Source organism: Thioalkalivibrio sp. ALJ4 (assembly GCF_000377225.1).
Taxonomy (GTDB): domain Bacteria; phylum Pseudomonadota; class Gammaproteobacteria; order Ectothiorhodospirales; family Ectothiorhodospiraceae; genus Thioalkalivibrio.
Genome location: NZ_KB897918.1, coordinates 540,735 through 553,284 on the forward strand (window position 1 = coordinate 540,735; position 12,550 = coordinate 553,284).

Annotated in this window: 8 protein-coding genes; 5 read left to right on the forward strand and 3 right to left on the reverse strand. The window is 65.5% G+C overall.

What is annotated here, in order from left to right; all coding sequences use genetic code 11:
- Positions 1-93: 93 nt before the first annotated feature.
- The gene (locus C936_RS0108745; protein WP_018648978.1) at positions 94-2,469 is read left to right on the forward strand and encodes a PAS domain S-box protein; all 2,376 of its coding nucleotides are present in this window, start codon (positions 94-96) and stop codon (positions 2,467-2,469) included.
- A 40-nt stretch (positions 2,470-2,509) separates the two neighbouring features.
- Positions 2,510-6,055, forward strand: coding sequence for a PAS domain S-box protein (locus C936_RS0108750; protein WP_018174798.1), 3,546 nt, complete (start codon positions 2,510-2,512; stop codon positions 6,053-6,055).
- A 73-nt stretch (positions 6,056-6,128) separates the two neighbouring features.
- Here the strand turns inward: C936_RS0108750 and C936_RS0108755 are convergent, their stop codons facing one another.
- Positions 6,129-7,223 carry a zinc ABC transporter substrate-binding protein gene (locus tag C936_RS0108755; protein WP_018174799.1) on the reverse strand — a complete coding sequence of 365 codons (1,095 nt, stop codon included), beginning with the start codon at positions 7,221-7,223 and terminating at the stop codon, positions 6,129-6,131.
- Positions 7,224-7,301: 78 nt separating this feature from the next.
- Here C936_RS0108755 and znuC point away from each other — a divergent pair, with 78 nt between their 5' ends.
- Both znuC and znuB read left to right on the forward strand, forming a co-directional pair.
- A complete protein-coding gene (znuC, locus tag C936_RS0108760; protein ID WP_012983079.1) occupies positions 7,302-8,132 on the forward strand; it encodes a zinc ABC transporter ATP-binding protein ZnuC in 831 nt (276 codons plus the stop codon).
- A complete protein-coding gene (gene znuB, locus C936_RS0108765) occupies positions 8,129-8,950 on the forward strand; it encodes a zinc ABC transporter permease subunit ZnuB (RefSeq protein ID WP_012983078.1) in 822 nt (273 codons plus the stop codon). Before znuC ends, znuB begins: the two co-directional genes overlap by 4 nt.
- A 52-nt stretch (positions 8,951-9,002) precedes the next feature.
- Here znuB and C936_RS0108770 read toward each other — a convergent pair whose 3' ends face one another.
- Positions 9,003-9,494 carry an Lrp/AsnC family transcriptional regulator gene (locus C936_RS0108770; RefSeq protein WP_018174800.1) on the reverse strand — a complete coding sequence of 164 codons (492 nt, stop codon included), beginning with the start codon at positions 9,492-9,494 and terminating at the stop codon, positions 9,003-9,005.
- Between the two features lie 162 nt (positions 9,495-9,656).
- Here C936_RS0108770 and C936_RS0108775 point away from each other — a divergent pair, with 162 nt between their 5' ends.
- Positions 9,657-11,342 carry a 2-isopropylmalate synthase gene (locus C936_RS0108775; protein ID WP_018174801.1) on the forward strand — a complete coding sequence of 562 codons (1,686 nt, stop codon included), beginning with the start codon at positions 9,657-9,659 and terminating at the stop codon, positions 11,340-11,342.
- A gap of 207 nt (positions 11,343-11,549) precedes the next feature.
- On the opposite strand, the gene C936_RS0108780 is transcribed toward C936_RS0108775, so the two are convergent.
- The gene (locus C936_RS0108780; RefSeq protein WP_018137932.1) at positions 11,550-12,392 is read right to left on the reverse strand and encodes an ion transporter; all 843 of its coding nucleotides are present in this window, start codon (positions 12,390-12,392) and stop codon (positions 11,550-11,552) included.
- Between the last annotated feature and the right edge of the window lie 158 nt (positions 12,393-12,550).

Genomic DNA, 12,550 nt, shown 5'->3' on the forward strand with positions numbered 1-12,550 from the left:
CCGACTATAAGGATTCATTAACGGGTCCGTGGATACTCCCGCCAGGGGGAGGAAAGGCCAGGCAGGCCTTTTCGAGACGGGCAAGGACTAGGAATGACGGAGATTTGTGCGGCCCACGGCTACGCCGCGCTGTTCGAGCATGCCCCGGTTGGGCTGGCCGAGATGGACACGGAGGGGCGCATCCTGCGCGCGAACCCGCGTCTGGGGGAGATGCTGGCCTGCGACCCTGGGGATCTGGTCGGGGGATGGTTGCGCGAGCGCCTGCTCCCCGAGGATGTCGAGCCCTGCGAGGCGCGGCGCCGTGGTCTGCTTGACGGTGGCTGCCCCAACTGCCAGGTCGAGGTTCGCCTGGTGGACGCCACAGGCCTTGCCCGCTGGGTCGAGATCAGTATCAGCCGTATCCCCGCGACGATTGATAGCCCGGAGGCGCTACTGGCGGCTGTTGCCGATATCGATACGCGCAAGCAGGCCGAGCAGCGTATGGACAGCCTGCTGCATGCCAGCCCCGCGGTGATCTACACCATGGATCCGCACAACCTCGGCACCATGACCTGGCTCAGCCGCAACTCGGTCTCGGTGACCGGTTGGGCCCCGGAGCAGATCAGCTCGAACCCGGACTGGCTGACAACCCACATCGCCCCGGAGGACTATGGCCGCTGCGTCAGCCAGGTGCGGCGCTGGCTGTCCGACGGGGCCCAAGGGTTCTGCCGCCTGAACTACCGCCAGCGGATGCCCAACGGCCACTGGCAGTGGCTGGAGGACCAGATCACCGCCATTCGTGATGCAACCGGTGCGGTGACCGAACTGGTGGGTGCTTTTCAGGATATCGGCGCGCGCGTCGAGACCGAGCGCCACCTGGAAAAGATCGCCCGCAACCTGCCCGGCGTGATTTACCAGTACCGCCAGCACCCCGACGGGCGTGGCTGCTACCCATACGCTAGCGAGGGGATGACCGATATATTCGGGATTGCACCCGAGGAGGCGATGCGCGATGCCGCGGCGGTGTTCCGCGTGATCCACCCGGAGGACGTGGAACGCATCCGCGCGAGCATCGAAGCGTCGATGCGATCGCTGGAACCCTGGTTGCAGCGCTATCGCGTGATGAGTCCCGAACGCGGCGAGACCTGGCTGGAGGGCCACGCGAGTCCGGAGGCTCTGGACGACGGGAGTGTGCTCTGGCACGGCGTGATCCTGGACATCACGCAGCGGGTGCGCGCCGAGCATGCTCTGCACCGAAGTGAGCAGGAACTGGCCCTGGCACAAAGCATCGCGCATGTCGGCAACTGGATCAGTGATTTCCAGAAGCACGAGATTCGCTGGTCGGATGAGGTCTATCGCATCTTCGGGATGGAACGATCCCGCTGGGAGGGCACGCATGGGGCGTTCATGCAGGCGGTCCACCCGGGGGACCGTGAACGCGTACAGGCGGCGGTAGACCGAGCCCTGGCTGGTCTGGAGCAGTTCGATGTGACCCACCGCATCCTGCGGCCGGACGGTACAGAGCGCGTGGTGCGCGAGCTAGCCTCCGTGGAGCTCAGCCCCTGCGGCACGCCCGCGCGCATGGTCGGCACGGTGCAGGATATTACCGAGCAGTATCACCTCGAACAGGAGCAGCGTCTGCTGGCCGCGACCTTCGAGTCCAGCCAGGCCATCTTCATCACGGACGTTGAGGGCACCATCCAGCGTGTGAACGCAACGTTCACGCAGCTCACAGGATATACCGAAGAGGAGGCCGTGGGGGCAAATCCGCGCATCCTGAATTCCGGGCGCCAGGATCGCGACTTCTACCAGGAGATGTTCCGCACGGTGCGTGAGACGGGCCACTGGCAGGGCGAGATCTGGAATCGCCGCAAGAATGGCGAGATCTTCCCCCTGCACGAGGTCGTTACCGCGATCCACGACGATCAGGGCGAGATCGAGTACTACATCGCGATGTTCCACGACATCACGCGGCAGAAAGAACTCGAGGCCGCCCTGGAGCACCAGGCTTTCTACGACCCGCTGACCGATGCCGCCAACCGTGGCTACTTCGAGACGCTCCTGGATCAGGAGGCGCGCCGTGCGCAGCGTTACGCGCATCCCTGCTCGCTACTGCTGCTGGATATCGACCACTTCAAGCGTATCAACGATACGTTCGGCCACGAGGTGGGCGACGAGGTCCTGCGCTTCCTGGTGCATGCCCTGAAGGGTCGTCTGCGCGAGGCGGATGTACTGGGACGCTGGGGTGGCGAGGAGTTTGTGGTCCTGCTGCCCGGAACGGACGCGGAGCGTGGCCAGCATGTGGCCGAACAGCTGCGCGAGCAGGTCACTGCTACGGCATTCCCCTGTGTGGGCCTTGTGACGATTAGTCTGGGGGTTGCGGAGTGCCGCCCCGGTGAGTCGATCAGGGACTGGGTGAAGCGAGCGGACGAGGCCATGTACGTGGCCAAGAAGGGCGGGCGCAATCGGGTCGTGCGGCTGGATGATTGACTACTTCATTGGACCCCGGGCTCTGGGCAGAGTGAGCTGAATGGCGAGCACCGAAGGCGCCGACCCCATTCAATGCGAGCACATTGCAGTAGGCCTGGCCCGCCTCGACGCAGCCGGTGCCATCTGCACGGTCAATGCCCGCCTGGCTGAGTGGCTCGAGTGCTCGCCGGCTGATCTGCAGGGCAGTGCACTGGTGGACTGCATCGCGCCCGAACAGCGGCCATCGCTGGCGGACGCGTTGCAGCGTTCGGCCACATCCGAGGTGACCCTGAGCGTGGACATGCTCGCGCCGGCTGCACCGGAAGGGGCCTCGCTCTCCTGTACGTTGACGCTGGTGCCGGATGACGATGGGCGCGTCGTGACCGTTCAGCGCAGGCCCGGGGGCGATTCTGCAGCCCAGGTCTACGAGCAGACGTTTACCGCCAATACCGCACCGAAGCTGCTGATCAACCCGGCGGATGGCCGGATTGTCGATGCCAACCCCGCCGCGGTGAGCTTCTACGGCTATTCGGCCGACACCCTCAAGGGCATGTATATCCACGACATCAACACGCTGTCGGCGGAAGACGTGCGGGTCGAGATGCAACGTGCGAAGAACGAGGAACGCCGTTTCTTCCGGTTTCGCCACCGTATCCACGGCGGCGAGATTCGGGAGGTGGAGGTGTACTCCGGCCCGGTGGTCCTGGATGGAACCACGTACCTGTACTCGATTATTCACGATGTATCCGAGGCCCGGCGCTACGAGCGCGAACTCGAGTTTTATGGGGGCGTGTTCCGACGCCTTCCGGTGGGGGTCTATCGCAACACGCCCGGGCCGGAAGGCCGCTTTGTCTGGCTCAATCCGGCTATGGTGGCGCTGTTTGAGGCCGAGTCCGAGGCGCAGCTGCGCGCGACGCCAGTGCAAGTTCTGTATCGCGATCCGGATGCCCGCGAGGCATTCAGTCGCGATCTGGAGATGCACGGCCGCGTGGTCGGTCGCGAACTCGACCTGCAGACGCTGCGCGGTCGGGCCTTTCGGGCGCGCGTGACCGCGTATCGCACCCAGGACGAGGATGGACAACCGGTCTTCGATGGCGTGATCGAGGACGTCACCGAGGTGCGCGCGGCCGAGGCCTTTCAGAATCGCTTGCTGGCCAGCCTGGCGGAAGGCGTATTCGGCCTGGATCGTTACGGCCGCTACACCTTTCTCAACCCGGCGGCCTGCCGTCTGCTGGGGTTCAAAAGCGAGGCGGAGGCACTCGGGCGCGATGCCCACTCGACCAACCATCACTCACTGGTGGGTGGGGAGCCCTATCCCAAAGAAGCCTGCCCGATTCTTCGGGTCCTGGAGACGGGCCAGTCGGATGAACCGTGGGACGACTCTTTTGTGCGGGCCGACGGCTCCCATTTTCCGGTGAGCGTCTTTGCGGCGCCAACATTTGATGTGGCCGGTCGGGTCGATGGTGTGGTGGTGTCGTTCCAGGACCAGACGGCCCGGGCGGAAAGGGAAGTACAGCTGAACAAGGCCACCGCCCATTTGCCCGGGGCGATCTACCAGTACCACCTGTATCCGGATGGGCGGCAGGCGTTCACGTTCGTCAGTGATGGGGTGCGGCGCGTGTTCGGGCTCAGCCCGGGGCTGGTTCAGGACAGCGCGGACGCGGCCTTTGCAACGGTACACGCGGATGACCTGCCTCGCATCCAGGCCAGCATGGAGGATTCGGCGCGGTCCTTGGAGCCCTGGCGTGCTCGCTTCCGAGTTCGCCACCCGCTGCGCGGGACGATCTGGGTCGAGGGCCGTTCGACGCCCGAGGCGCGCGCCGGTGGCGTTATCGTCTGGCACGGCGTCATGATCGACATTACCGAACAGGTGGCGATGGAAGATGCCCTGCGCGAGCGTGGCGAGGAGCTGGCCGCTGCACAGCGCATTGCACACATGGGCAGCTGGGTCTGGGATATCCGTGAGGATCGCACCCGCTGGTCGGACGAGGTCTATCGCATCTTCGGCCTCAGGCGGGGTGAGCAGGAAGCCAACTACGCGGGGTTTCTGCAGGCCGTGCATCCCGAGGACCGGCGCGAGGTGGCAAAGACAGTCGAGGCGGCACTGGAGAGCGGCGAATACGATATTCACTTTCGGGCCCTGCGCCCCGATGGACAGGAACGAGTGGTCCATGTACGCGGTGCGGTCGAGTGCGACGACAACGGCAAGCCACGCCGGTTGATGGGGACCGTGCAGGACGTGACCGAGCGGCGCGCCCTGGAGGAAAACCAGCGCCGCCTCGTGGGGATCCTGGAACATACGCCCGACGTGGTCGCGATGCACGGGCCATCTGGCGACATGAAATTCCTGAACTCTGCTGGTCGCCGCTTGTTTGGTCTGCCGCCCATGACGGGCGAACCGTGGACGCCCGAAAACGGCTGGAACACCTGGGGGCTGCCGCCCGAAACCCGCTCGATCGAGAGTGCCGTCCAGCGGTTCCAGCCACCGTGGGCGGCCGAGCGCATCCTGAAAGAGGCCGCTCCGATTGCGATGCGCGACGGGGTCTGGGAAGGCGAGACGGCGATACTGGACGGACAGGGCAGGGAGATCCCGGCTTCACAGGTGATTATTGTTCGCCGCGACGACCAGGGCGAGATCCGGCAGGTCTCGACCATCCTGCGCGACCTCTCGCAGCGCAAGGCGGTGGAGGAGGCCCTGCGCGAGAGCGAGGCACGCTTCCGCCAGCTGGCGGGCAGCGTGAACGAGGTGTTCTGGCTACAGGACGAAGACGGGATCCTGTACGTGAATCCGGCCTTCGAGCGGATCTGGGGGCAAAGCCGGGATCTCCTCTATCGCGATCCGCGTTCGATGCTGGAGGCCGTGCACCCGGAAGACCGCGAGCGCGTGGAACGACGCTTCCTGGACAACCCTTTGAGCGCGGCGCATGTGGAAGACAACTTCCGCCTGCGTCGTGCGGACGGTAGCGAACGCTGGCTACACGTGCATCGTTACCAGGTGCTGGACGAGGACGGGCGAGTGAGCCGAGTGGCGGGAACCGCGGTGGATATCACCGACCTCAAGCAGGTGGAGCTGGAACTACAGCGCGCCAATGCGGAGCTGAAGCGTCAGGCCTATTACGATCGCCTGACCGGTGTGGCCAACCGCCACTACTTCGAAACGCTGCTCAATCGCGAGTTGGCGCGTGCCGACCGCTACGGGGCGCCTTTTGCCCTGGTGATGCTCGATCTCGATCACTTCAAGCGGGTCAACGACACCTTTGGCCACGCGGCGGGGGATGTCGTGCTGCAGGAGGTGACTCGCGTGATCGCGGAACGTCTGCGCGATGCCGACGTTCTCGGGCGCTGGGGCGGCGAGGAGTTCATGGTCCTGCTGCCGGGTGCTCAAGAGGCGGATGCCGCGCGGGTCGCGGAGACCATGCGGGCGCGGGTGGAGGGGCATGATTTCCCGGAGGCCGGCCGGGTCACGATCAGCCTCGGTGTGGCGGCCTTCTGCGCGGGCGAGCCACGTACAGGGTTGTTGCGTCGGGTCGACGAGGCGCTGTATCGCGCCAAGGGCGAGGGCCGCAACCGTGTAGCCGTGGCCGCCTCGGCCGAAGCGATTGGATGAGCCCCGGCGTTTAACCAACCGCGTAGGGTGCGTTGAGCGCAGCGAAACGCACCGCCTTGGCTTGTCCCGCGGGCTATTCCTTACCCAGGCAGCCGGCAAAGCCGTCCGCCATGTTCTGCATCAGTTCGAACCAGGCATCCGGCCCGGGCTCCAGTTCGGCACCGACCGGATCCAGCACGCCGAGCCGTGTATCGGTTCCCTCGGCCACGGTCTCGGCCAGGGCCGGACGGAATTGCGGCTCGGTAAACAGGCAGACCACGTCGCCATCTGCGACCCGTTCACGCAGTTCGCTGATGCGTCGTGGTCCCGGGCTGCGCGAGGGGTCGATGCTGATCGAACCGGCGGCATTCAGGCCGTAGTGCTGCTCGAAGTACTGGTAGGCGTCGTGGAACACGATAAAGGCCTGGTCGCGTACCGGCTCGAGCTGTTCCGCCAGGCGTCCGTCCAGATCGTCGATCCGTTCGAGAAGGGCGTCACGGTTGGCCTCCACGATTTCGGCGCGTTCCGGATCCCATTGCATGAGCTTGTCGGCGAGCTGTTCGGTGATCGAGCGCACCACTGCGGGCGAGAGCCAGATGTGGGCATCGTAGTCGCCGTGATGGTGATCATGGTCGTGTCCATGGGCCTCGTCGTGGTGGCCGTGATCATGGTTGTGGTCATGGCCGTTGTGGCCATGATTATCGTCGGAGTGCCCATCGTCGTGGCTGTGGCCATGGCCGTTGTGATCGTGGTCATGGTTGCCATGGCCGTGATCATCGTCCCCGTGGTCGTGGTGATGCTCCCAGACGCCCCCTTCGCGCGTGGGCTTCAGGTCCAGGTCGAGGTCGTTCATCAGGCTGATAATTTCGCGGTCGCCGGCACGGCGGAGCGGGCGCTCCAGAAAGGTCTCGAGATCCGGGCCGACCCAGACCACCATGTCCGCGTTCTGCAGACGGCGCGCCTCGGATGGCCGCATGGAATATCCGTGCGGCGAAGCCGTGGCGGGGACCAGCAGTTCCACGTCGAAGGCGTCCTCGCCCAGGGCGGCGACGATGCTGTGAATCGGTAGAATGGTCGCGACGATGCGCGGCTTGTCCGCGGCGGCCATGCCCGGGAGCAGGAGGCCCAGGATGGCCAGCAGGCTGACCGTCAGCGAAATCCCGAAGGGGTGGCGCGGGCGCGAGTGCATGGCAGGGTCTCCAGGGTGTCGGATCGGAATTAGAGAACGTTATAGTATATCAACATGAACAAGGGAAGCCCTGCCACCATGTCCGCACCGGAATCGGACCACAGCCCGCTGCTGGACGCCCGTGATATCTCCCTGGAGCGGGGGGGCAAGCTGATTCTCGACCGGGTCTCGGTGCAGATCCCGCCGGCCGAGGTCGCGGTGGTGATCGGCCCCAACGGCGCGGGCAAGACTTCATTGTTGCGTGTGTTGCTGGGCTTGTGGCAGCCGACGCGGGGGCAGGTGAAGCGCCGGCGCGGGCTGCGCATCGGCTACATGCCGCAGCGCCTGCAGATCGAACCGGTGCTGCCGTTGTCGGTGCGGCGGTTTCTGACGCTGCGCCAGCGCGCGCCGAGGGCCGAGCTGCTGGCGCACCTGGAAAGGGTGGGTGTCCCGCACCTGCTGGACAAGCCGGTGCAATCCCTGTCCGGGGGCGAGATGCAGCGAGTGCTGCTGGCGCGGGCGCTGCTCAACCGGCCCAATCTGCTGGTGCTGGACGAGCCGGCGCAGGGCGTGGATATCGTCGGGCAGGGCGAGGTCTTTCGCCTGATCGATGACATTCGGCGCGAGACAGGCTGCGGGGTGCTGATGGTCTCGCATGACCTGCATCTGGTCATGGCGGGTGCAGATGCCGTGATCTGTCTGAACCAGCATGTCTGCTGTACCGGCCGGCCGGAGGAGGTCTCGCGCCACCCGGAGTACCAGCGCCTGTTCCCCACCGCCGATGTGCAAGGCATCGGTATCTACAAACATGACCACAACCATGTCCACGACCTGCACGGCGAGGTGCATGATCTGGACGACAACGGAACGGGCGGGTCGCACGGCTGTGGCCACGCCCACCATCACGGACAGGGAACGCCGAAACGATGATCGAAGCCTGGCTGGATGACTTCCTGTTCCGCGCGGTGCTGGCAGGGCTGATGGTGGCGGCCGTGGCCGGTCCGCTGGGTGCCTTCGTGGTCTGGCGGCGTATGGCCTATTTCGGCGACACGATCTCGCATTCCGCCCTGCTGGGGGTGGCGCTCGGGTTCCTGCTGGGGACGAATCTCAACCTGATGGTGACCATCGTCTGTGTCGCGATCGCCGTGCTGCTGGTGATCCTGCAGCGCCGTCAGGAGCTGGCTTCGGACACCTTGTTGGGGATCCTGGCGCACAGCGCGCTGTCGCTGGGGATTGTGGCGGTCACCTTTATCGAGGGCCTGCGGGTGGACCTGATGGCCTATCTGTTCGGCGACATCCTCGCGGTGGGGACGAATGACCTGCTGGCGATTGCCATAGGCGGCGGCATTGCGCTGTTGCTGCTGGTGCTGCTCTGGCGACCGCTGCTGGCGCTGACGGTGCACGAGGAACTGGCGCGGGTCGAGGGTGTGCCGGTGCTGGCCGTGCGCCTGGGGCTGATGCTGCTGATCGCGCTGGTGATCGCGGCCGCGATGCAGGTGGTCGGCGTCTTGCTGATTACGGCGTTGATGATCATTCCGGCCGCGAGTGCCCGGCGCTTCGCGTCGACGCCGGAGCAAATGGCGTTCCTGGCCGGTGTGATCGGCATGCTGGCGGTGCTCGTCGGCGTCTGGGGTTCGTTCCAGTACGACACCCCGACCGGGCCGACGATCGTCGTCGCTGCGATGCTGGGCTTCATCCTCATTCACCTGCTGCCCGCGCGTCTGCTGCCCCAGTTCGGCGGGCGCTGAGGGAAGCGCTGAGCCATCGGAGCCGTTTCGGAGGGAGGGTCGCGGCCCGTCGTCAGTCGCGGATGTAGTCCAGCGGCAGCGAGGTGCGGTCCACCACCCGGCGCAGGACGAAGCTCGAGTGCACCGAATCCACCCCCTCCAGCCGGGTCACCCGCCGCAGCAGGAAGTCCTGATAGGCGTCCATGTCCGGCACGACGACCTGCAGCATGTAGTCCGCCGATTGCCCGGTGATCAGATACAGGTGCTGCACCTCGGGGTAGCTGGCGATCGCCTCCTCGAAGCGTGCGAAGCGCTCCGGGGTGTGGCGGTCCATGCCGATGTGGATCAGCGCGGTCAGTTCCAGCCCCAGGGCGCGCCGGTCGAGCAGGGCCACGCGCCGGATCAGGATGCCGGCCTGCTCGAGTGCCCGAACGCGCCGCAGGCAGGGCGAGGGGCTCAGCCCCACGCGCTCGGCGAGGGCCTGGTTCGACAGGCTGGCGTCCTCCTGCAGGATCTCCAGGATGTGACGGTCAAAGCGGTCGAGCTTGTGCGGTCGCGGTTCCATGGTGGAATATTGCGCCAGATAGGCTATTTAAAGCAATAAACAGCCTCTTATCTCCCGCTATATGCGAAAAAAGCAAGGTTCTGTCCGCGCAAATTCGTTAGGATAATGTGCAAGTGGACCAATCGCCGCGACGGAAAGCCGCGGCCCCAGGAGAGAATCAAGATGGCCTTCGATCACACCAAGTACGCCCCGTTCCCGCCGATCGACAAGGCGGACCGCCGCTGGCCGGCGCAGCGCACCACGGTTGCGCCGCGTTTCTGCGCGGTGGACCTGCGCGACGGCAACCAGGCGCTGGTGCACCCGATGAGCGTCGAGCAGAAGATGCGCTTCTTCGAGGTGCTGGTGGATATCGGTCTGACCGAGATCGAGATCGGCTTCCCCTCCGCCTCGCAGATCGACTACGACTTCACCCGCCGTCTGATCGAGGAGGACCGGATCCCCGAGGGCGTGTACGTGCAGGTGCTGACGCAGGCGCGCGAGGATCTGATCCAGAAGACCTTCGCCGCGCTGGAGGGCGCGCCGCGCGCGGTGGTGCACGTGTACAACTCCACCAACCCGGCGCAGCGCGAGCAGGTCTTCCGCATGGACCGTGCCGGCATCCGCGGCATCGCCGAGAACGGCGCGCGCTGGGTGCGTGACTATGCGGCGAAGTATCCGCAGACGGACTGGATCTTCCAGTATTCGCCGGAGAGCTTCTCTACCACCGAGCTGGACTACGCGGTCGAGGTCGTGGATGCCGTGAACGCGATCTGGCGCCCGGACCAGGGCCAGAAGGTCGTGATCAACCTGCCGGCCACGGTCGAGTCGGCCACGCCGAACGTGTTCGCCGACCAGGTCGAGTGGTTCTGCGACCATGTGCAGTACCGCGAGCACTTCTGCGTGTCGCTGCATACGCACAACGACCGCGGTACCGGCGTGGCCGCGGCCGAGCTGGGCCTGCTGGCCGGGGCCGACCGTCTGGAGGGCACGCTGTTCGGCAACGGCGAGCGCACCGGCAACATGGACCTGGTCACCGTCGGCATGAACCTGTATTCGCAGGGGATCGACCCGACCATTGACCTGTCCGACATGGAACGGCTGATGGACGTGTACAAGGAGTGCACCGACATGCCCGTCCATCCGCGCCACCCGTGGGCCGGCGAGCTGGTGTACACCGCGTTTTCTGGCAGCCACCAGGATGCGATCCGCAAGGGACTGGCGCACTACAAGGAGAAGGGTGGCCACTGGAACGTGCCGTACCTGCCGATCGACCCGAGCGATCTGGGCCGGCGCTATGAGGAGGTTGTGCGCATCAACAGTCAGTCCGGCAAGGGTGGGGTATCCCACGTGCTGGAGCGCGACTACGGCATCGAGCTGCCGCGCTGGCTGGCGATCGAGTTCGCCCGCATCGTGCAGAAAGACGCCGAGACCTCGCAGGTCGAGGTCTCCTCGCAGCGCATCCACGAGCTGTTCGAGCAGCACTATCTGACGCCGGTCGCCGGCTGGGATCTGGTGCGCTACGAAATCGAGAAGGAAGGCCCGGTGGTACGGCTGGACGCGACCATGGGCCCGCCCGGGCGCGAGTCGCGCCTGCAGGGCGAGGGCCACGGCGCGGTCGAGGCCCTGACCGCCGCGATGAAGGCCGACCGGGGGGTCGAGGTCAAGGTGAGCCACTTTGACGAGCACGCGATGGAGTCGGGCACCGAGGCGCGCGCCATGGCCGCGGTGGACGTGCAAGTCGACGGCGAGCGCTCCGTCGGTGTCGCGCTGGGCGAGGACACGACCGCCGCTACGCTGCAGGCCGTGCTCAATGCGACCGGCCGCCGCCTGGGCGAACGCACCGCCGAGCCGGCCGCCGCCAGCGCCTGATCCAGCGGCCCCTGCGCGTTCGAGGACGCGTAGGGTGCGTTGAGCCTCGCGAAACGCACCGGTCGCAGGCGCGACGCGGCATTGATGCAATTCGCTGCGCTCATTGCATCCTACGGATTTCCGTGGGCCCCGAGGGCAAGGGCATCCCGGACCGTGTGGGAGCGTGCTCGCACGCGAACCGTGCGCACGCCGTCCCCCGTCAGGCCGTCACTTCACCCGCTTCTCCAGCATGCTCTGCATGCGGATGAGGCGTTCCTGAAGCTTGACCGTCTCCTGCTGCAGCTCGTGGATCTCCGAGTGCAGCGCCTTGTTCTCCTCGTGCACGCTGTCATGGATCATCTGCTGCTCGATCTCGATTGCGCGATCATGCATGCGCTGCATCGCGTCCACGATGATCGCGATGAACAGGTTCAGCACGGTGAACGTGGCGATCAGGATGAATGGCACAAAGAACGCCCAGGCCCAGGGGTAGATCTCCATCACCGGGCGTGCGATGTCTTCGGACCAGCCTTCCAGTGTCATTACCTGGAACAGGCTGTACATCGAGGCCCCGAGCGTCCCGAATTTTTGCGGGAACGAGTCGCTGAACAGCCCGGTCGCGATGATCGCGAACACGTAGAAGATCAGCACCAGCAGGCCCATGATCGACACGATCCCGGGGATGGCCCGCAGGAGCGCCTCCACGATAAAGCGCAGTTTGGGCACCATCGATACCAGGCGCAGCAGTCGCAGCACGCGCAATACCGAGAACGGTCCGGAGGCCGGGATGAGTGCGATCCCCACCACGAAGAAGTCGAAGACATTCCAGGGGTTGCGCCAGAAACTCAGGCGATAGACAAACAGCTTGGCCAGTACCTCGGCCGTAAAGATCGACAGGATGACGGCGTCTGCCGTGAGGATCACCGGGCCCATCCAGCCCATTACGGTATCGGACGTCTCCAACCCAAGCGTCACGGCGTTCAGCAGGATCAGCGCGATGATTGCGCGCTGGGTGAGACGGGCTTCGATAAAATGCTCGAGGCGCTGGCGTAGCGAGGTCGGTGCGCTCATGGCGGTTCTGGACTCTGGTGGTTCGCTGGTGGTTCGACATTTCGGCGGCGCGGCGGGCTCGCCGTGGACCAGTCCGGAAAGGCGTGCAAGAGTAGGCGAAACTCCGCTTTCCGGCAATTGGCTGGCAGCCGCGAACCCGCCCACAAAGTGGGTGTCCC